The organism is Amycolatopsis sp. PSD-21, from assembly GCF_055561455.1.
In genome coordinates this window covers 5,833,791-5,853,564 of the sequence record NZ_CM145712.1, presented here as the reverse complement: position 1 = coordinate 5,853,564, position 19,774 = coordinate 5,833,791, and the positions used below count along the sequence as shown (strand labels likewise).

At 68.7% G+C, this 19,774-nt stretch carries 21 protein-coding genes; 14 read left to right on the top strand and 7 right to left on the bottom strand.

Annotation, left to right across the window (positions count from 1 at the left end):
• Window positions 1-70: 70 nt before the first annotated feature.
• Both ACZ1DY_RS27295 and ACZ1DY_RS27290 read right to left on the bottom strand, forming a co-directional pair.
• Entirely contained in the window at window positions 71-244 is a 174-nt protein-coding gene (locus ACZ1DY_RS27295; RefSeq protein ID WP_257485835.1) for a hypothetical protein, read from the bottom strand.
• Window positions 245-494: 250 nt separating this feature from the next.
• Window positions 495-1,172, bottom strand: coding sequence for an MBL fold metallo-hydrolase (locus ACZ1DY_RS27290; RefSeq protein ID WP_465481308.1), 678 nt, complete (start codon window positions 1,170-1,172; stop codon window positions 495-497).
• A 107-nt stretch (window positions 1,173-1,279) separates the two neighbouring features.
• Between ACZ1DY_RS27290 and ACZ1DY_RS27285 the strand changes: the two genes are divergently transcribed.
• Both ACZ1DY_RS27285 and uvrA read left to right on the top strand, forming a co-directional pair.
• On the top strand, window positions 1,280-2,503 hold the full coding sequence (locus ACZ1DY_RS27285; protein WP_465481307.1) for an acyltransferase family protein: 1,224 nt from the start codon (window positions 1,280-1,282) through the stop codon (window positions 2,501-2,503).
• A 77-nt stretch (window positions 2,504-2,580) separates the two neighbouring features.
• Entirely contained in the window at window positions 2,581-5,436 is a 2,856-nt protein-coding gene (gene uvrA / locus ACZ1DY_RS27280) for an excinuclease ABC subunit UvrA (RefSeq protein ID WP_192741640.1), read from the top strand.
• Between the two features lie 25 nt (window positions 5,437-5,461).
• On the opposite strand, the gene ACZ1DY_RS27275 is transcribed toward uvrA, so the two are convergent.
• Window positions 5,462-6,100 (bottom strand): fibronectin type III domain-containing protein, encoded by a 639-nt coding sequence (locus tag ACZ1DY_RS27275; RefSeq protein WP_465481306.1) that lies wholly within the window; start codon window positions 6,098-6,100, stop codon window positions 5,462-5,464.
• A 260-nt stretch (window positions 6,101-6,360) separates the two neighbouring features.
• On the opposite strand from ACZ1DY_RS27275, the gene ACZ1DY_RS27270 reads away from it, so the two are divergent.
• The 4 genes from ACZ1DY_RS27270 to ACZ1DY_RS27255 are packed head-to-tail and all read left to right on the top strand — an operon-like array spanning window position 6,361 to window position 8,803.
• Window positions 6,361-6,912: a sigma-70 family RNA polymerase sigma factor gene (locus ACZ1DY_RS27270; protein WP_167373663.1), complete on the top strand. Its 552-nt coding sequence runs from the start codon at window positions 6,361-6,363 to the stop codon at window positions 6,910-6,912.
• Complete coding sequence (locus ACZ1DY_RS27265; protein WP_257485838.1) at window positions 6,909-7,619, top strand: anti-sigma factor family protein; 711 nt, start codon at window positions 6,909-6,911, stop codon at window positions 7,617-7,619. The genes ACZ1DY_RS27270 and ACZ1DY_RS27265 overlap by 4 nt, the downstream gene beginning before the upstream one ends.
• On the top strand, window positions 7,616-8,089 hold the full coding sequence (locus ACZ1DY_RS27260) for an SRPBCC family protein (protein ID WP_465481305.1): 474 nt from the start codon (window positions 7,616-7,618) through the stop codon (window positions 8,087-8,089). Before ACZ1DY_RS27265 ends, ACZ1DY_RS27260 begins: the two co-directional genes overlap by 4 nt.
• Before the next feature lie 9 nt (window positions 8,090-8,098).
• A complete protein-coding gene (locus ACZ1DY_RS27255; RefSeq protein WP_257485840.1) occupies window positions 8,099-8,803 on the top strand; it encodes a carbon-nitrogen hydrolase family protein in 705 nt (234 codons plus the stop codon).
• On the opposite strand, the gene ACZ1DY_RS27250 is transcribed toward ACZ1DY_RS27255, so the two are convergent.
• Complete coding sequence (locus ACZ1DY_RS27250; protein WP_465481304.1) at window positions 8,782-10,185, bottom strand: MFS transporter; 1,404 nt, start codon at window positions 10,183-10,185, stop codon at window positions 8,782-8,784. The two genes, ACZ1DY_RS27255 and ACZ1DY_RS27250, sit on opposite strands and share 22 nt — an antisense overlap.
• 99 nt (window positions 10,186-10,284) lie before the next feature.
• Here ACZ1DY_RS27250 and ACZ1DY_RS27245 point away from each other — a divergent pair, with 99 nt between their 5' ends.
• Complete coding sequence (locus ACZ1DY_RS27245) at window positions 10,285-10,686, top strand: winged helix-turn-helix transcriptional regulator (protein ID WP_126734071.1); 402 nt, start codon at window positions 10,285-10,287, stop codon at window positions 10,684-10,686.
• Here ACZ1DY_RS27245 and ACZ1DY_RS27240 read toward each other — a convergent pair.
• Complete coding sequence (locus ACZ1DY_RS27240; protein WP_465481303.1) at window positions 10,676-11,257, bottom strand: DUF6000 family protein; 582 nt, start codon at window positions 11,255-11,257, stop codon at window positions 10,676-10,678. The two genes, ACZ1DY_RS27245 and ACZ1DY_RS27240, sit on opposite strands and share 11 nt — an antisense overlap.
• A 78-nt stretch (window positions 11,258-11,335) precedes the next feature.
• A complete protein-coding gene (locus ACZ1DY_RS27235; RefSeq protein WP_257489945.1) occupies window positions 11,336-12,658 on the bottom strand; it encodes a cation:dicarboxylate symporter family transporter in 1,323 nt (440 codons plus the stop codon).
• A 205-nt stretch (window positions 12,659-12,863) separates the two neighbouring features.
• On the opposite strand from ACZ1DY_RS27235, the gene ACZ1DY_RS27230 reads away from it, so the two are divergent.
• From ACZ1DY_RS27230 to ACZ1DY_RS27200, 7 genes are all read left to right on the top strand, one after another.
• Window positions 12,864-14,468, top strand: a complete 1,605-nt coding sequence (locus ACZ1DY_RS27230) for an ATP-binding protein (RefSeq protein ID WP_465481302.1) — start codon at window positions 12,864-12,866, stop codon at window positions 14,466-14,468.
• Window positions 14,465-15,133 carry a response regulator gene (locus tag ACZ1DY_RS27225; protein WP_465481301.1) on the top strand — a complete coding sequence of 223 codons (669 nt, stop codon included), beginning with the start codon at window positions 14,465-14,467 and terminating at the stop codon, window positions 15,131-15,133. The genes ACZ1DY_RS27230 and ACZ1DY_RS27225 overlap by 4 nt, the downstream gene beginning before the upstream one ends.
• Before the next feature lie 36 nt (window positions 15,134-15,169).
• Window positions 15,170-15,535: a MerR family transcriptional regulator gene (locus ACZ1DY_RS27220; protein ID WP_465481300.1), complete on the top strand. Its 366-nt coding sequence runs from the start codon at window positions 15,170-15,172 to the stop codon at window positions 15,533-15,535.
• Between the two features lie 18 nt (window positions 15,536-15,553).
• Window positions 15,554-16,504 (top strand): alcohol dehydrogenase catalytic domain-containing protein, encoded by a 951-nt coding sequence (locus ACZ1DY_RS27215; protein ID WP_465481299.1) that lies wholly within the window; start codon window positions 15,554-15,556, stop codon window positions 16,502-16,504.
• Between the two features lie 153 nt (window positions 16,505-16,657).
• A complete protein-coding gene (locus tag ACZ1DY_RS27210) occupies window positions 16,658-17,206 on the top strand; it encodes a snapalysin family zinc-dependent metalloprotease (protein ID WP_126734066.1) in 549 nt (182 codons plus the stop codon).
• A gap of 205 nt (window positions 17,207-17,411) precedes the next feature.
• Complete coding sequence (locus tag ACZ1DY_RS27205) at window positions 17,412-18,491, top strand: DUF5005 domain-containing protein (RefSeq protein ID WP_465481298.1); 1,080 nt, start codon at window positions 17,412-17,414, stop codon at window positions 18,489-18,491.
• On the top strand, window positions 18,488-19,030 hold the full coding sequence (locus tag ACZ1DY_RS27200) for a hypothetical protein (RefSeq protein WP_465481297.1): 543 nt from the start codon (window positions 18,488-18,490) through the stop codon (window positions 19,028-19,030). The genes ACZ1DY_RS27205 and ACZ1DY_RS27200 overlap by 4 nt, the downstream gene beginning before the upstream one ends.
• Here ACZ1DY_RS27200 and ACZ1DY_RS27195 read toward each other — a convergent pair whose 3' ends face one another.
• Window positions 19,031-19,603: a hypothetical protein gene (locus ACZ1DY_RS27195; RefSeq protein ID WP_465481296.1), complete on the bottom strand. Its 573-nt coding sequence runs from the start codon at window positions 19,601-19,603 to the stop codon at window positions 19,031-19,033.
• Window positions 19,604-19,774: the final 171 nt, after the last annotated feature.

Below are 19,774 nucleotides of genomic sequence, written 5' to 3'. Positions count from 1 at the left end.
ACTGAGCGCTCACCCCCGTCTCGCCTGCGCGTGTGAGCCGATCGTGAGTGTTGAGCGCTCTGCGAGCTGATCACCCGGCGTGGGTCCACTTCCTGCGCACCTCGCGTCGTGCCTCGCCCTCGGCCTCGGCGCTGAGCAGCCCGACGATCTGGTCGTGCTTGCTGGTCAGGCGCTGCACTGCCACCGACGGCATGGGCAACGGCACCAAGTCCTCACGCTCGATCCGCTCTGCCTCCGCGCGCACCAGCTCGCTGTCGGCACCGAGCAGCCACTCCGCCGCCCGCGGTCCGGCGACCGGGCGCCGGACAACCCGGTGAAGAACCGCGCCCGTTCGGCCGGGGCACGAAGTACCCTTCGACCGAAGCGGGACGTCGTGGTCCTGGTCGTGCAGATCGATAACGCCGGTCGGTAGCCCTTTCCGATGCTAAGCCCGGCTGCGCAGCGAAACGGGGCCGCCTACCAGGTAGACAGCCCCGTTCTAAAACCTCGCCGGCTCACCAGCCGCGTTCGCGCCACTCCGCCAGGTGCGCCCGCTGCTCACCAAGCGTCGAGTCGTCCCCATGCCCCGGGTAGAACCACGTCTCGTCCGACAGTTCGTCGAAGATGCGGGAAGAAACATCGTCCAGCAGCGACTTGAAGTCCTCCGGCGAGTTCGTCTTCCCGACGCCGCCGGGGAACAGCGAGTCCCCGGTGAACAGGTGCGGGTGCCCGTTCGGGTCGCGGTACAGCAGCGCGATGGAGCCGGGGGTGTGGCCGCGCAGGTGGATCACCTCGAGGGTGATCTGCCCGACCTTCACCGTGTCGCCGTGTTCGACGAGGAAGTCCGGCGGGATCGGCAGCGGTTCGGCGTCCAGCGGGTGGGCGGCGGTGTTCGCGCCGTTCGCGCCGGCGACGGCGCCGAGGGCCTGCCAGTGGTCCTGGTGCTGGTGGGTGGTCACGACGGTCTTCAGCGCGGGCCGGTCGGGGCCGTGGCCGATGAGGTCGGAGATCCGCTCCGGGTCGTTCGCGGCGTCGATCAGCAGCGCTTCGTTCTCGGCGCGGCAGACGAGCAGATACGCGTTGTTGTCCATCGGGCCGACCGACAGCTTCGTGATGGTGAGCGCGTCCAGGGTGCGACGGGCGGCGTCGCCGCCGGGGTCGACATGCCCGGTGTAGGTCTCGACGATGTTCACACCGCATACGGTAGTCGTTCGCCTGCAATCGGTTCCACCCGCACAGGCGGCGCACAGGTGCACGACGTAGGCTCGCGTCGCCCCGCCAGCCGAACCACAGGACGCTCGTGCCCGACGCTTCGCCGCGCGCCTCGCGCAAGATCAGCTGGGACGTCCTTCGCGTTGTAGCCGTCTTCGCGGTCATGCTCGGGCACGTCACCCATCAGGGGGCGCTTCTGCATCCCGAACTGGTGGGGTACCCCTTTCAGGTGACCGCTCAGTTCGGCGCGGCCATCCTTCTGGTGATTTCCGCCTTCTTCGTGTGCGCGAGCCTGCGCAAGGGGCGGCCCGGGCGGTGGCTGTGGAACCGGGTCGCGCGGCTGGTGCCCGCGTACCTGGTGGCGGTGGCCGTCACCTACGTCGTCGCCCGGTACGCGACGATCCGGTTCAGCGGCTTGCCGTTCCCGCCGGGCCTGTCCGGATTCCTCTTCGGCGTGCCGCAGGGCCCGCCGTCCGATCCGTCGCCCTGGTACGTCCCCACCGGCGCGGATCTGCTCGCCAACCTGGGCATGGTCCAGGAATGGGGCTGGCGGTACGAGCTCTTCTACTATCTCGACGGCGCCTACTGGACGCTGCCGGTCCAGCTCGCCGCCTTCACCGCCGCCGCCCTGCTCTGGCCACGCCGGTGGCGCACCCACCGGCTCACCGTCGGGCTGCTCTGGGCGCTGATCCTGGTGCCGCTTTTCCTCCGGTTCGTCGTGTTCGACCCGGTTTCCACGCCGAAGCTCGTGGAGACCTTCTACTACGGCCTCGGCCTGCACCGCGTGCACGTCTTCGCCATCGGGATCGCCATCTGGCTGTGGTCGAAACGACGGCTGGCGCACTGGCACGTCGCGTTGTTCGTGCTCGCCGCCTGTGCCGCACAGGACCTGCAGGTCTTCCCGTTCCACCAGGCCCTGCCGAACGATCCCGAGCGCTGGCCCTCGGCCGTCGGGTTCGCGATCATGCTTCTGCTGGTGTGCCTGGCCGCGCGCGGACCGGACTGGCGGCTGCCCGGCATGTCCAGGGTCGCCCCGGCTGTCACCTGGCTCGCGGGCATCTCGTATGGTCTTTATCTGGTGCACCAGGAACTCGGTTACATCCTGGCCCGTGCCCTGCTGAACGCCGGCGTCCCCGGTTGGCTGCGGCTCCCCATCGTGCTGGCCGCCGCCGTGTTCGGGGGCTGGGCGATCACCGCCGGCGTTGAACGACCGGTCCACCGGTGGCTCACCGCTCGCCGGGATCGACGCGAAAAGCCGGGAAAACCGCAGGTCAAAGAGTCGGAACCGGTTTCTGTCGGTGGTGCCTCGTAGCATGGATGCGGCCGCCCGTGCAGCTATCGACCGGGACGGCGACCGCAGCTGAGAATGAAACCTGAAGGGACCCTGGCGTGGCTGATCGCCTCGTTGTTCGCGGCGCCCGCGAGCACAACCTCCGCGGTGTGGATCTCGACCTGCCCCGCGACAGCCTGATCGTGTTCACCGGTCTGTCCGGGTCCGGGAAGTCGAGCCTCGCCTTCGACACCATCTTCGCCGAAGGGCAGCGGCGCTACGTCGAGTCGCTGTCGGCGTACGCGCGCCAGTTCCTCGGCCAGATGGACAAGCCGGACGTCGACTTCATCGAGGGCCTTTCGCCCGCGGTGTCGATCGACCAGAAGTCCACCTCGCGCAACCCGCGTTCGACCGTCGGCACCATCACCGAGGTCTACGACTACCTGCGCCTGCTCTACGCCCGCGCCGGAAAGGCGCACTGCCCGCAGTGCGGCGAGGCGATCAGCAAGCAGACCCCGCAGCAGATCGTCGACCAGGTGCTCGCGATGGAGGAGGGCACCCGCTTCCAGGTGCTCGCTCCGGTCGTGCGCGGCCGCAAGGGCGAGTACCTCGACCTCTTCGAGAACCTGCAGCAGCAGGGCTACGCGCGTGTCGTGGTCGACGGGACGGTCCATCCGCTCACCGACCCGCCGAAGCTGAAGAAGCAGGAAAAGCACCAGATCGCCGTCATCATCGACAGGCTCTCGGTGAAGACCAGCTCGCGGCAGCGGCTCACCGACTCCGTCGAGACGGCGCTCCGGTTGGCCGACGGCCTGATCGAGCTGGAGTTCGTCGACCTCCCGGAGAACGACCCGCATCGCGTACGCGGGTTCTCCGAGAACCTCGCCTGCCCGAACGGCCACCCGCTCGCGATCGAAGACCTCGAGCCGCGGTCGTTCTCCTTCAACGCGCCCTACGGCGCCTGCCCCGACTGCACCGGTATCGGCGTCCGCAAGGAGGTCGACCCGGAGCTCGTGGTCCCCGACGACGAGATGTCCCTCGGCGAGGGTGCCATCGCGCCGTGGGCGGGCGGCCAGAGCGCGGACTACTTCATCCGCCTGCTGGAGTCGCTTTCGGAGACCATCGGCTTCCGCATGGACACGCCGTGGCGCAAGCTGCCGGCGAAGGTGCAGAAGGCCGTCCTGCACGGCGTCGACGAGCAGGTCCACGTCCGCTACAAGAACCGCTACGGCCGCCAGCGTTCGTACTACGCGAGCTTCGAGGGTGTCATCCCGTTCCTCGAGCGGCGCCAGGAGCAGACCGAGTCCGAGTACATGCGTGAGCGGTACGAGGGCTACATGCGCGAGGTGCCGTGCCCGGCCTGTCAGGGCACGCGGCTCAAGCCGGAGATCCTCGCCGTCACCCTGGAGCACAAGACGCAGGGCGACCGGTCGATCGCCGAGGTCTGCGCCCTTTCGATCGCGGAGGCGTCGAAGTTCCTCGACGAACTGGAGCTCGGCAAGCGCGAGCAGGTGATCGCCGGCGCGGTGCTCAAGGAGATCCAGGCGCGGCTGCGCTTCCTGCTCGACGTCGGCCTCAACTACCTCTCGCTCGACCGCGCCTCCGGGACGCTGTCCGGCGGCGAGGCGCAGCGCATCCGGCTCGCCACGCAGATCGGCTCCGGTCTGGTCGGCGTGCTGTACGTGCTGGACGAGCCGTCGATCGGCCTGCACCAGCGCGACAACCACCGCTTGATCGAGACGCTGGTCCGCCTGCGGGATCTCGGCAACACGCTGATCGTCGTCGAGCACGACGAGGACACCATCCGCTCCAGCGACTGGGTGGTCGACATCGGCCCCGGCGCCGGTGAGCACGGTGGCCACATCGTCCACAGTGGACCGTACAAGAAGATCCTGCGGAACAAGGAATCGATCACCGGCGCGTACCTCTCGGGCCGCACCAAGATCGAGGTTCCGGCGATCCGGCGCCCGATCGACAAGAAGCGGCAGCTGACCGTCGTCGGCGCGCGCGAGCACAACCTGCGCGGTCTCGACGTGTCGTTCCCGCTCGGCTGCCTCGTGTCGGTCACCGGTGTCTCGGGTTCCGGGAAGTCCACGCTGGTCAACGACATCCTCGCGACCGTGCTGGCGAACAAGCTCAACGGTGCCCGCCAGGTCCCCGGCCGGCACACCCGCGTGAACGGGCTGGCCAACGTCGACAAGCTGGTCCGTGTCGACCAGTCGCCGATCGGCCGCACCCCGCGGTCCAACCCGGCGACGTACACCGGCGTGTGGGACCACGTGCGCAAGCTGTTCGCCGCGACCACCGAGGCGAAGGTGCGGGGCTACCAGCAGGGCCGGTTCTCGTTCAACGTCAAGGGCGGCCGGTGCGAGGCCTGCGCCGGTGACGGCACGATCAAGATCGAGATGAACTTCCTGCCGGACGTCTACGTCCCCTGCGAGGTCTGCAAGGGCGACCGGTACAACCGCGAGACCCTCGAGGTGCACTACAAGGGCAAGACCGTCTCCGACGTGCTGAACATGCCGATCGAGGAGGCGGCCGAGTTCTTCGAGCCGATCAAGGCGATCCACCGGCACCTGGCGACCCTCGTCGACGTCGGCCTCGGCTACGTCCGGCTCGGGCAGCCCGCGCCGACGCTGTCGGGCGGTGAGGCGCAGCGCGTCAAGCTCGCCAGCGAACTGCAGAAGCGGTCCACCGGCAAGACGGTCTACATCCTCGACGAGCCGACCACGGGTCTGCACTTCGAGGACATCAGCAAGCTGATCGGCGTGATCAACGGGCTGGTGGACAAGGGCAACACGGTGATCGTCATCGAGCACAACCTCGACGTCATCAAGACCTCGGACTGGATCATCGACATGGGTCCCGAGGGTGGTTCCGGCGGTGGCACCGTGATCGCGGAGGGCACGCCGGAGCACGTCGCTTCGGTGGAGGAGAGTTACACCGGGCAGTTCCTTAAGACCGTTCTCGCATAGGGGCTCGTGAGTGGTAAGGACGGTTCTAACCGTCCTTACCACTCACGAGGTCCAGCACCGGCGAAGCGGGTCCGTAGTAGAAGGCGCGCAGCCGATACGAGGCACCTTTTTCGCCCGGCATCGTGGCGAGCCCGGCCGACGTCGTCCCGGGATCGGAGACCTCGATCGGCACGAACTCGGCGGCGCCGGGTTTCTTGATCTCCACGAGGAAGCCGTCTTCGTCGGTCGAGCGATCAGTCCAGCTGAACCGCACCATCTCCTCCGGCGCGGGCTCGGCGCGGAACGACGCCGGAGCGGCCGAGCGATCGCCCGACCGCAGGGGCACAAGAGGTCCGGGAGCGGCCGGAGTGGCCGGTCCGGAAACCGTGACGGCGTCCGAAACGGCGCCGTAGAACGGCCGGATCCGGTAATAGAACCGCGTTTCCGGCATCAGGTCCGGATGGCGGAAGGTCGTCTGCCGCGGCGGCACGAACTGCAGGATCGTGTATTCGCCGTGCGGATCGGTCGTGTACTCGACGATCCGCCCCGCGGCGGCCGGATCGTCGTCGGGCCAGCTCAGGTCGACGTTCACCGGATCCGTCAGCGCCGCGGTGAAACCGGGCTCCTCGCCGCATCCCGACACGAAAGCGACCGCCAGCAGAACGGCCGCGAGTTTCCTTGGCACGCCGAGACCCTCCCGGGAATCAGGCGGCGGCGGAATCCGGAGGCGTCAGCATACGAGCGCGTCCGGTGATCGACAAGGCCCCGGTTGAACCGCGTCCCCGTGCCGTCCGTGTGGGAGGCAAGAGGAGGCGGCCATGGAGAACCGAGGAGAGGCCGGTGCCGATGCACAGTTCGATCGCGGCGCGCGCCGAACGATCCACTCTGCCCCTGCGGGTTGCAGTACTGTCCTCGCCGACCCAGAAGACCGTCGGGAGGACGCGAGTGGCGATCGGAGGCTGGCGGCCCAAAAAGGCCAAAGGCGAGGACTTGGTCCGGCACTTGTACGCCGAACACGGGCGAAGCCTGCTGGCGTACGCGACGAGGCTGACCGGGGACCGCGCGGCCGCGGAGGACGTCGTGCAGGAGACCCTGGTCCGGGCCTGGAAGCACGCCGAAGACCTGGAGAACGACGCGAAGGGATCGGTGCGGGGCTGGCTGCTCACGGTGGCCCGCAACATCATCACCGACCGCGCGCGGGCCAGGGCGGCGCGGCCACCGGAAGTGGCGGAGCCGGAGGAAGGGGTGCCCACCCCGGCGGTCGAGCGGGATCACGCGCAGAGCGTCGTGGACTCGATGGCCGTGCTCGGGGCGATGGACGGCCTTTCCACGGAACATCGTGAGGTGCTGGTGGAGATCTACTACCGGGGCCGGACGGTGGCCGAAGCGGCACAGTCCCTCGGCGTGGCCCCGGGTACCGTTAAGTCGAGATCTTATTACGCGTTACGGGCGCTCAGAGCCGTGATGGCGGGACCGGGAAGGGAGGTAGCGCGATGAGTGCGGTGGGACACGACCAGGGCCAGCTCGCCGCCTACGTCCTCGGCGGGCTCACCGCGGCGGAAGCGGCCACGTTCGAGACACATCTGGCGAACTGCCCCACGTGCCGTCGTGAGGTGCGTGAGCTGTCGGAACTGCGATACCACCTCGACGAGGTACCGCCGGAGGCGTTCCTCGAAGGACCTCCCGACGGCGGAGACCTGCTGCTGCAGCGCACGCTGCGTCAGGTTCGCGAAGAAGAAGGCACTCAGGAACGCAAGCCGCGGCGGCTCCTCGCCGTGGCCGGTGCGGCCGTGCTGGTCGTCGTGGCGCTGGGCGCGGGTGTGCTGGTCGGACGCCAGACGTCGCCCGAACCGTCGACGGTTGCCCTGCCGGTGCCGACGGTGGCGGCCCCGGTGCCCGGCACCCGCGATCTCGCGGCGACCAACCGGGACACGGGCGTCCAAATGGCGGTCCGGGTCGTCCCGGCGGCGGGCTGGGTCCGGCTCCACGCCAAGGCGACCGGCGTCCGCGAGGGCGAGAAGTGCACGCTCGTCGTGGTGACCAAGAGCGGAGAGCGGGTCAACGCGGGCAGCTGGCTCGTTTCGGAGAAGGGGCAGCGCGAGGGGACCGGTGTCGACGGTTCCGCCCTGGTCGCCCCCGGCGACGTGGCTTCGGTCGACGTCGTGACCATGGACGGCCGGAACCTGGTGTCGGCGCGGGTATGACGGATTCGCTCGCGGGTCGCGGAGGCGGTTGGTACCGCTTCCGCGACACGTGGGTGCTCCCGGCCTCGCCCAAGGCGGTTTTCGACGCCGTCATCGATCTGGCCGCGTATCCGCTGTGGTGGCGCGACGTCCGATCGGTCAGCCAGGTGGACGAGGACACGGCCGAACTCGTCTGCCGGTCCAGGCTGCCGTACGCGCTGACCGTCCGGATGCACCGGGACCGGCAGGACGAGCGCGAGGGCCGGGTGCGGGTCCGGCTCAGCGGCGATCTCGAAGGGATGCTGGCCGGCGCGCTGATGGCGGTGGGGAGCGGCACCAGGCTGGAGATCACGCAGGAGGTCGAGGCGCGGAAACCGTTGCTGCGCAAGCTCGACCGGATCGCGCGGCCGGTGTTCCGGATCAACCACGCGCTCATGATGCGGCGGGGCCACAACGGATTACGGGGGTATCTGCGGGCATCCTCGGGTTAGGCTCGCGCCATGCGTGTCGCCACCGTGCAGCCGTTCACCGTTCCCGCTGACCTTTCCGCGAACATCGCCGAACACGCGAGGCTCATCCGGATCGCGGAGGCCGATCTCTGCGTCTTCCCCGAACTTTCCCTGACCGGCTTGGAGTTCGAGGCGCTCGCCGCCGATCCCGGACTCTGGCTGTCCCACGACGACCCCCGCCTCGAACCGCTCCGCGAGGCGTGCCGGGCCAGTGGTGTCCATGCCGTCATCGGCCTTCCGCTTGTGGAGGACGGACGGCGGCTCATCGGCTCGCTCGTCCTCGGGCCGGCCGGGGAAACCATTGCCACCTATGCGAAACGGAACCTGCACAACAGCGAGGAAGAGCTGTTCGAACCGGGCGCGCGGCAGGTGATCGTCGAGGTCGGCGGCAGGCGTCTCGGCCTCGCGATCTGTCTCGACGCGGCGAATCCGGACCATGCGCGGGAGCTCGCCGAGGCGGGCGCCGAGGTCTACGTCCTCAGCGCGCTCTTCAGTGAGGGCCAGGAACAGCGGCTGCTCGACCAGGTCGGCGTCGCGGCCGGGTATGGGATGTGGGTGGTGCTTTCCCAGTATTCCGGCAAGACCGGCGGGATGGCCGCGTTCGGCGGCAGCGGGGTCTGGAAACCCGGAGGCGCCGCCGAGGTACGCCTCGGCGGCGAGGTCTCCGAGTGGGCCTACGCGACGATCGCTTCCTGAACCTTCCGGGTGCGAAGGAACACCGTCGCGGAGAAGACGGCGAGAGCGAGCAGTCCGGCGCTCAACGCGTACGCCGTCCGGTAGCCGCTGGTGAGGGCTTCGGGAATCGTGGTGCCCTCGGCCAGGAGCGAGCCGGTGCGGGACGCGGCGGCGGTCGCGAGCACGGCGGTCCCGATGGCCGCGCCGATCTGCTGAGTGGTGTTGATCAGTCCCGAAGCGACCCCGGTGTCGGCGGGGGCGACGCCGGACATCGCCTGTCCCATCAGCGCCGGCATCGCCGCGCCGAACCCGATGCCCATCAGGACGAGCGCGGGCAGGACGTCCGTCGTGTAGTTTCCGTCCGCCTCGACGGTGGCGAGGAAGCCGAGCGCCACCGTGACCAGGGAAAGCCCGGTGACGAGTACCGTTCGCGACCCGAAGCGGTGGTTCAGCCGTTCGGCGAAGACCAGCGACATCACCGCGATCGACAGCGGTGCGGGCAGGAAGGCGAACCCGGTGCTCAGCGCGTCGAGTTCGAGCACTCGTTGCAGATAGAGCGCGGTGACGAACTGGAAGCCGAACAACCCGGCGACCATCAGCACCATCACGGCGTTCGCCCCGGACACCGCGCGGAGCCGGAAGATCCGCAGCGGCAGCAGCGGCTGACGGGCCTTCGCCTGCCGGAGCACGAATCCGGCGAGAAGAAGCAGCGACACCGCGAGCAGCCCGAGCGTGCGGGCGTCGGCCCAGGTGTACTCCTCGGCCTTGACGATCGTGTAGACCAGGAGCATCAGCCCGCCGGTGACCAGCCCGGCGCCGGTGACGTCGGTGCCGCCGCGCAGGCCGGGGCCCCGGTCGTCGGCGAGCAGCCGGACGGCCAGCGCCAGCGCGACCGCGCCGATCGGCAGGTTGACGAAGAACGTCCAGTGCCAGTCGAGCAGTTGCGTGAGCGTTCCGCCCGCGATGAGCCCGATCGACGAGCCCGCGGCCTGGGTGAAGCTGTAGACGCCGATGGCCTTCGCCCGTGCCCGCGGTTCCGGGTAGAGCGTGGTGATCATGCCGAGCACGACGGCCGACGCCAGCGCGCCGCCCGCGCCCTGCAGGAAGCGGAACACGATGAGCTGTGCCTGGTCCTGCGCGACTCCGCACAGCAGCGAGGCGAGCGTGAACAAGCCGAGCCCGGCGAGGAAGACCCGTTTCCGGCCGATCAGGTCGCCCAGCCTGCCGGAGAGCAGGAGCAGCCCGGCGAACGCGATCAGGTAGGCGTTGACCACCCAGGCCAGGGTGGACGGCGTGAAGCCGAGGTCGTTCTGGATCGCGGGCAGCGCGACGGCGACGATCGAGCCGTCGAGGACGACCATCAGCGAGACGGCGCAAAGGACGGCGAGGGTGAGAGCGCGCATGGTGATCCTTCGAGATTTCCCCAGGTGATGCCTTGGTGCACCACTTGTAACAGCGCCCATCTTGTGTGACTCTGTTCCTCGCCGGAAGGAGGCACTTTCATGTCCCAGGGGAACACCGATGTGACCGCGCAGGCCAGGCTGGTCGATCCGGAGAAACTCGAGGTGTGCACCGTGCTCGAGGTGATCAACCGGATCAGCGGCAAGTGGGCGATCGGCATCCTGCTGGAGGCCACGCGCGGTCCGGTGCGGTTCACCGAGCTGGAACGCTCGGTGGAGGGGATCAGCAGGCGGATGCTCACGCTGACGTTGCGGAACCTCGAACGCGACGGCTTGCTCGTGCGCACCGTGTATCCGACGGTGCCGCCGAAGGTGGAGTACGAGGCCACGCCGATGGCGAAGGAACTTTATGCGTCGCTGAGCGGTTTGCTGAGCTGGGCCGAGCGCCACCGCGACTCGATCGCCGCGTCCCGCGTCGTCTACGACGAGAAGGTCAGCGCCTGACGTCCGCCGCGTGCACGGCGCGTTGGACGTGTGAGCACAGCATGGCGAAGTACATCTTGTGGAACGGCAGGTCGGTGCCGTTCTTCGCGGACCAGCTTTCCCAGAGGCCGCCCGGCCGCAGGTAGCGTGACGTGTACGCGGTCGTGAGGTCGGCGTCGATGTGGTGCAGGGCCGCGAGCGCCCATTCCTGGTCGTAGCGCAGGTCCGGCCGCGCGAGATAGTGGTCCAGATAGGACACGAGGATCTCGGCGTCGGCGATCGTGCCGAACCGGGCGAGCGCGAAACAGTAACCCTGCCCGGCGAAGACCAGGCCGCTTTCCAGGAACAGGTCCCGGATGCGGCCTCGCCACGCGGTGCGCCGGTCGACGCCGATCAGCCAGGCCGCGGTGATCCGTGGCCGCCAGTCCGCGGCGAGCAGTTCGCCGAGTTCGTCGTCGGTGATGCTCCGCGCGTCCTCGACCAGGTCGCGCAGGAAGGCCTCGCGTTCGGGGTCGCTCATCATTCCGGCGAAGTTGCCGTGCAGCAGCTTGGAATACCGCGAGACCACGTAGCGGTCGATGGCGTCCGGCATGCCGGTGAGTTTCCCAGAAACGAAGAACCGCGGTGCGAGGACGGGGGACCCTCGCACCGCGGTTCGTTCTCGCCGTGGCTAAGCGTTGACCACGGTCTTCTCCCGGTCGCCGTCACGGTCCTCGGGGGGATCCGCGGCGTGATCGTCGATCAGGGTGGCTTCGTCGAACGGCGCCTGGCCGCTGAAGACCCGGTTGGCCTGGTCGCGGTCGAATTCCTTGGTCCACGTGCCGACCAGGACGGTCGCGACGGCGTTGCCCGCGAAGTTGGTCAGCGCGCGGGCCTCGGACATGAACCGGTCGATGCCGAGGATGAAGCCGACGCCGTCGACCAGTTCCGGCCGGTGCGACTGGAGGCCGCCGGCGAGGGTGGCGATCCCGGCGCCGCTCACGCCCGCCGCGCCCTTCGACGCGATGATCATGAACAGCAGCAAGGAGATCTGTTCGCCGACGCCCAGCGGCTGGTCCTGTGCGCTGGCGATGAACAGCGTCGCCATCGTCAGGTAGATGGCCGTGCCGTCGAGGTTGAACGAGTAGCCGGTGGGCACGGTGATGCCGACGACCGGTTTGGAGACCCCGAGGTGTTCCATCTTCGCGATCAGGCGGGGCAGGGCCGATTCGGACGACGAGGTCGACAGGATCAGCAGGAACTCGCGGCCCAGGTAGCGCAGCAGGGTGAAGATGTTGATCCGCGCGCCCAGCCACAGGACCGCGCCGAGCACACCGAACACGAACACCAGGCAGGTCAGGTAGAAGCCGATCATGATGACGGCGAGGCTGCGCAGCGCGCCCCAGCCGGTTTCGCCGACCACCGCGGCGATCGCGCCGAACGCGCCGACCGGGGCGGCCCACATGATCATGGCGAGGATCCGGAACACCAGCCGCTGGATGTGCTCGATGCCGCGGCGGATCGGCTCGCCCTTGGTGCCCAGCTTCTGCACGGCGAATCCGGCGAGCAGCGCGACCAGGAGTGTCTGCAGCACCTGGCCTTCGGTGAACGCGGAACCGAAGCTGGTGGGGATGATGCCCATCAGGAAGTCGACGGTGCCTTCGCCGCCTTCGGCCTGCTTGTGCGCCTTCGCGGCGGCGGCGGGGTCGAGGTGCAGGCCCTCACCCGGGTGCAGCAGGTTGCCGACGACGAGGCCGATAGCGAGCGCGAAGGTCGACATCATCAGGAAGTAGCCGAGCGACAGCAGCCCGACCTTGCCGACCTTCGCGGCTTTCGCCACCGATCCGATACCGAGGACGATGGTGCAGAAGATGATGGGGGAGATCATCATCTTGATCAGGTTGACGAAACCCGTGCCGAGCGGCTTGAGTTCCTTGGCCAGATCCGGGGCGGCGAAACCGACGATGACGCCGAGGACCACCGCCGCGATCACGGCCAGGTACAGGTAGTGCATCTTGTCGCGACGTCGTGGCGCCGCTTCCGGCGTTGTAGGCACCTTTGCCTCCAGCTCAGGGGGTGTCCGTGGGATCGCCGGTCACTATCACCCGGCCAGGTGAGCTGGGTCACGGTTGTGTTCATTGAGTTCGCGCGAGCGGTTTCCGGGGAATTCCGGCCGGGCGCGCCGAGCGGCCCCGGTGACGGTGTGCTGGTATGAGCGGGTGCCCTCGACGACGCGGATCCGGACCAGGCGCGGCAGTCTCGCCCGCCAGCTGCTGGTTCTCCAGCTCGTGGTGCTTTTCGTGCTCGTCGCGGCGGGGCTGACCTTCGCCTATCTCGATTCCGTCCGGGCCACCGAAGACCGGGCGGAGGACAAGGTGATCGCGGTCGCCGAGTCGGTGGCGGACGCGCCGGGGGTGCTGGCCGCACTGTCCACATCGGAGCCCACTGCCACGCTGCAGCCGTTCGCGCAGCGTGTCCGCGCGGACACGGAAGTGGATTTCGTGACCATCATGGACAAGAACGGGATCCGCTACACGCATCCGAATCCGGAGCTGATCGGGCAGCCGTTCATCGGCAACATCGGCGAGGCGCAACGCGGCGGCAGGGTGCTCGAGACCTACGCCGGCTCGCTCGGGCCGTCCGAACGTGTCGTGGTCCCGGTGCACGGTGCCGCCGGACAGGTCGTCGCGCTGGTGTCGGTCGGCATCACCGTCGAAGCGATCGACGCCGAACTGAGGGAACGGCTGTGGCCGCTGATCGGCGTCGCGGTGGCGGTGCTGGTGGTCGGCGGGATCGGCAGCTACCTGGTGAGCGCCCGGCTCCGGCGGCAGACCAGGGGGATCGCGCCCGAGGAACTGAGCAACCTGTTCGAGTACCACGAGGCCGTCCTGCATTCCGTGCGCGAAGGGCTGCTGCTGGTCGGCGGCGACGGGCGGGTGGTGCTGTGCAACGACGGAGCCCGCGCGCTGCTGGAGGTCACCGATGATCCGGTCGGCCGCGAACTGTCCGCATTGGACGTTCCCGACGATCTCGTCGAAGCGTTCACCTCGGGTGAGGAGCGCACCGACGAACTCCATCTCACCGAGGCCAGGGTGCTCGTCGTCAGCACGTCGCCGGTGCGCTCGGGTGGGAAGGCGATGGGCACTGTGGTGATCCTGCGCGACCATACGGAACTCCAGGCGCTGACCGGGGAACTGACCACCGTGCGCGGTCTGGCCGAGGCGCTGCGGTCGCAGGCGCACGAGGCGGCGAACCGGCTCCACACCGTCGTTTCGCTGGTCGAGATCGGCCGCCCCGAACAGGCCGTCGAGTTCGCGACCGAAGAACTCGCGCTGGCGCAGGAACTCACCGACCGCGTGGTCGGCGCGGTCGCCGAACCGGTGCTCGCGGCGCTGCTGCTCGGCAAGGCGGCGGAGGCGAGCGAGAGGGGCGTCGAGTTCACGATCACGCCCGACACCGTCATGGAGGACGCGGACACCGGTGTCCCGCCGCGGGATCTGGTGACCATCCTCGGCAATCTGATCGACAACGGCATCGACGCGGCGGCCGGGAACGCCGGCGACGGCGGACGGCCAGGTGTCGAAGTGACCGTCCGCGCGGACGTCGACGGGTTGCTGCTGCGGGTCGCCGACACCGGGCCGGGCGTCGAGGACGTCGAAGAGGTCTTCCGGCGAGGCTGGTCCACCAAACCCGAGGACGGGCACGGACTCGGCCTGGCACTGGTGGGTCAGGCGGTACGGCGGCACAGTGGGACGATCGACGTCGGCCGTGCCGAGGGCGCGGTGTTCACCGTCCGCCTGCCGCCGAAGGAGTCCGCGCGATGATCAAGGTGCTGGTCGTCGAGGACGAACCGGTGGCCGCCGACGCGCACCGGGTGTACGTCGAGCGGATGCCCGGCTTCACCGTGTCCGGCGTCGTCCACTCGGGCGGCGACGCACTGCGGTTCTGCGAACGCGAACCGGTCGACCTGGTGCTGCTGGACTTCTACCTCCCGGACACGCACGGTCTCGCCGTCTGCCGGTCGCTGCGCGCCGCCGGGCTCCCGATCGACGTCATCGCGGTGACCTCGGCGCGGGATCTGGCACTGGTGAAGGCAGCCGTGTCGGTCGGCGTGGTGCAGTACCTGCTGAAACCATTCACTTTCGCCTCCCTGCGGGAGAAACTCGAGCGCTACGCCGAATTTCACGGCGCTTCGGGCGAAGTCACCGGACAGGCCGAGATCGACCGCGCGCTCGGCACCCTGCGCACCACCGAGCGGCAGGCCCTGCCGAAGGGGATGAGCGCGCAGACCCTGGAGTCGATCACCGAGGTCCTCGCCTCGGCCGGTGACGGCCTCTCCGCCGGGGCGGCCGCGACCGCGATCGGCGCCTCCCGTGTCACCGCGCGCCGCTACCTCGAATACCTCGCCGACAACGGCCTCGCCCAGCGCGAACCCCGCTACGGCCAGGTCGGCCGCCCCGAGGTCTGGTACAAACCGAAAACCGTATAACGACCTATACCGCGGCCCGCGGGCTACCTTGGGATCGTGAAGATCGGCGAACTCGCGCGGAAGACCGGGGTCAGCGTCCGCGCGCTGCGCTATTACGAGGAAGAGGGCTTGATCAGCCCGGGCCGCGAAGGCAACGGCTATCGCGACTTCCGCGAAGGCTCGGTCGGGGCAGTCCTGCAGATCCGCGGGATGCTCGACGCCGGACTGCCGGTGCGGCTGATCCGCGAAGTCCTCCCGTACCTCGACGGACCGGAGGAGGTCCGGCCGAAGGAGCCGTGCGAGTACATGATCGGCGAGGTCGCGCGGCAGCGGGAAGTGCTCGATCGACGGATCGCGCTCATGACCCGCAATCGCGACGCCCTCGACGCGTACCTCCGCGACTTGACCCTCACGCAAATGTGAGGGTTTTAGCGTGCGGACATGACTTCGATGCGCGCGCTGCGACAGAACTCCTCGAACGGTCCGGAAGGCCTGCACCTGATCACCGACGCTCCCGTCCCGGTGCCGGGGCTAGATGAAATCCTGCTGAAGGTCACCGCCGCCGGGGTCAACTTCGCCGACGTCATGCAGACGCGGGGCACGTACGAGGGCGGGCCGGAAGCCCCGTACGTCGCCGGGTTCGAGGCGGCAGGCGAGGTCGTGGCGCTGGGGGAAGGGGTGACCACGCCCGCGGTCGGCGATCACGTCGTCGGGACCGGCGGCGGGGCTTTCGCCGAGTACATGGTCATGTCCGCGTCCGGCGCGGTACCGGTGCCCGGCGGCTGGTCGGACGAGCAGGCGATCGGGCTGATCCTGAACTGGGTCACGGCCCTCGCCGCGCTCAAACCGCTGGGCAGGCTGGCCGCCGGTGAGACCGTGCTGGTGCAGGCGGCGGCGGGCGGGGTCGGCCAGGCCGCGGTCCGGCTCGCCAAGCACTACGGGGCGACCGTCATCGGCGCCGCGTCGCCGGGTAAGCACGACTCGGTGCGGGCGCTGGGCGCCGACCGCGTGGTCGGATACGGCGAGGAGACGGGGGAGGTGGACCTCGTGCTGGAATCGGTGGGCGGCGCGGCTTTCTCCGCCGGTCTGGCCGCGGCCAAGCGGGTCACCGGACGTGTCGTGGTCTACGGCGTCGCCGGGGGAGAGGTCGCGATCACCAACCGGGACTTGAACTTCCGGCATCAGATCCACGTGATCGGGCTGCATCTCGGCGTCCTGATCGAGCACGCGCCCGCGATCTTCGCGGAACTGATGGACGAACTGCGTGCTCTGATCGCGGCCGGGGTCTGCGTGCCGGTCACGCCGACGGTGTACGACCTCGCGGACGGGCCGAAGGCGCTCGCGGAACTCGAGGCGCGGGCGACGTCGGGAAAGCTGGTGCTCCGGCCTTGAGCCCGGCATGATCATATGCGAACACGTGCATGTCAATAGGGCAGAAGTGTTGGTAAATCACCAGCTGTCGGAAGCGACGAAAGTTGGTGCCGTGCCCTGGCCGGGACTTCTAAATTCACGAACCATTCCGTTGTCCTGACAAGGAGTGGGTCCATGGCAAGGAAGTTCTTCGTCTCCGCGTCCGTGAGCTTGGCGCTGCTGGCCGTCCCGGTCACCGCGGGCCAGGCCACGGCGGCGGTCCAGCCTGCTCAGCAGACCGCGGCGGCGACCACGGTCTACTACGACGCCTCGGGGGCGCCCAGCTTCCGCGCCGCCATCCAGGCGGGCGTGGCGAACTGGAACAACTCGGTGTCCAACGTGAAGCTGCAGGAGAGCTCGTCGGGCGCCACCCTGCGCTACACCGAGGGCAACGACCCCTCGGGTTCGTACGCCGAGACCGACGGCCACGGCCGCGGCACGATCTTCATCGACTACACGCAGGCGCGGGAGTACGACCAGACGCGGATCGCCGCGCACGAAACCGGCCATGCGCTCGGCCTGCCGGACAACTACCAGGGCCCGTGCTCCGAGCTGATGTCCGGCGGTGGCCCCGGCCCGTCCTGCACCAACGCGAAGCCGAACGCCCAGGAGGTCTCGCGGGTGAACTCGCTGTGGGCCAACGGGCTCGTCGCGGCGGGTGTCATGCAGCGCATCTACAACTGACGCTTCGGGTCCCTCGTGCCATTCGGTGCCGGTGGGGGCCCGGCCCGGCCGCGGCCCTGGTGAGCATGTCGCGAAAGCCACTTTCGGGACGTCTGGTGTCCCGAAAGTGGCTTTCGCGACGCCGCCACGGAAAGCAGTCTCAGGACATCCCGCGGACGGCGCGCAAGGGTCGTACAAAATCCCCGGTCGCCTTTAGCATGATCCGATGCGCCGGGCGTCGAGGATTCTCGTACCGGCCGCGCTGCTGTTCAGCGCCGTGGTGGCGAGCAGCGGGATCGCGTCCGCACCGCCACCGCCGGTGGCTCCCGTCGCCGGGCTGAATGAGCTCTGGAACGAGTACGGAGATCAGGGCGGACACTGGACCGGCGGGGATCGCACGGTGTCGGTGCCGCTGCCCGACGGCCGCACCGCGTGGCTGTTCTCGGACACGTTCCTCGGCACGGTGAATCCCGACCACAGCCGCCCCCGGGACAGCCCGATCACCCGCAACACCCTGGTCGTCCAGCGGCCCGACGGCACGCTGGGGGAGACGCTGCACGGCGGCACCGCGGACGAGCCGGAGGCGCTGATCGGGCTCGCGGGTTCCGGTGAGCACTACTGGGTCGGCGACGGCGTCGTCCAAGGCGACGTCCTGCGGGTGCTCTACAACCGATACCGGACGACGGGTCCGGGCAGCCTCGACTTCCGGGGCACCGGGACGTCTCTGGCCACCTTCCGGCTGCCCGCCCTGACGCCGTCCGAGCTGCTGGTGATCCCGGTGAGCGAGAAGGTCGCGTGGGGATCGGAGCTGCTCGAAGACGGCGGATACACCTACATCTACGGTGCCGAACAAGGCCATCTGAGGCTCGCCAGGGTGTCCGCCGGGGGCCTTCGCGGGCCTTGGCAGTTCTGGACCGGCGCCGGTTGGTCGTCCCGCGAGGAGGACTCGGTCCGGATGCTGCGCGGGGTCGGGACGGCGTTTTCGGTGAACCGTGTCGGCGGCGAATACGTGCTGATCACCATGGACACCAGTCCCGGCTTCAGTCCGGTGATGCTCGCCTACACCGCGAGTTCGCCGACCGGCCCGTTCCGTGATCCTGTCGTGCTCCACCGGGCACCCGAAGCCAGTGACCGGCGCATCGTCTACGACGCGACGGCGCATCCGCAGTTGAGCCGCCCCGGGAAGCTCACGGTGTCGTACAACGTGAACAGCCTGGATCACGCCGACAACATCGCGGACGCGCGGATCTATCGGCCCCGGTTCGTCGAGGTCACCTGGCCGCCTGCCCTACGCTTCATCGAGTGATCGAGATACTCGACGACCTCGACGTCCTCACCCGGCTGGATCTCGACCCGCGCGGCCTGAGCCTCGCCGGTGCCCGCCTCGGGTCGAAGGCCGCCAATACCGTCGTCGGGGACAGCGTCATCGAGGTCACGCTCTCGCCGATCGTCCACCGCGCGATCGCCGGAAGCGGCCGGGTCACGGAGTACTACGGCGCGGACGGTGAGCCCCTCTCTCGGGAAAACGTGGTCGAGAACGCCGTCGAAACCGAGGGAGTCGTTCACTTTTCCGGCAAGTTCAGCTACCGGATCGTCGGCGGGACGGTCGTCGGCTTCGCGATGTACGGCGGCGAACGCGGTCTTCTCGCCCATTTCGGGTACCTGCGTTCCCGTGACGAGTTCCTCGATGTGTTCGGCACACCCGATCTCGTCGAGGAGAGCTTCGATTGCGGCGAGCTGATGGGGTACCGGCATCACTACCGGGCTTCCGAGAAGAAGGTCTTCTGGGACAGCTGGAACGACCACGTGGGCTCGCTGAATCTCGGTGACTTCGGCGCTCGCTGATCACTCGAGCGCGCGGCCTCCCGGCGCTTCGATGCTCAGGGGGACCGGCGAGTCACCGGTGAGCTGGTTCAGCCGGCTCATGGTCCGGTCCAGCTGCTCCGCCAGCCGCGGGATCGTGCTCGACGGCAGGTACGCCTCCGCGCCGGCGTCGAGCAGGCGGCGCACCGGGCCCTCGTACTTGACGCCGAGCTCGGCGTCCTCGATCTCCGTGATCACGATCCTGGCCTTCGGATACAGCGCGCGGAAGTTGCCGATCAACTGCGGGCTGCCCGGCGGGACCAGCAGGACGTCGACGGTCGGGGGAGCCGAACGCAGGTCCAGCACGAGATAGCCGGGGCCGAGCCGCTCGGATAGCGCATCCCTGGCCGTCGATGACAGCTTCATGGCGGTGGCCACCACCGTGATGTCGTCGGAGTCCGCCGAACGCATCGGTTCTTCGCGGACGGCGGCGGAAATCGTCCCGATGGTTTCGCCGTTCCGGGTGATGAGCACGTTCTCGCCGGGACGAAGGGTGTCGATGAGCGCTACGAGTTCTTCAGGAAGCTGGGAGGCGTCGACCCACTGATCACTCATCACCCCATGATGGCCTGCTTCCCCGCGCGTGGTGCAAGGCAGGCCGCGGTTGATCTTCAGGCCCGCCCGTAAGGGCCTCCTCGAGGGACTCTGGATCTCTCAAGAAGATTGGTGATCCCCACGTGCGTCACACAAGCATCAGGAGTCACAACGGCTGCGCGTGAAGGACCC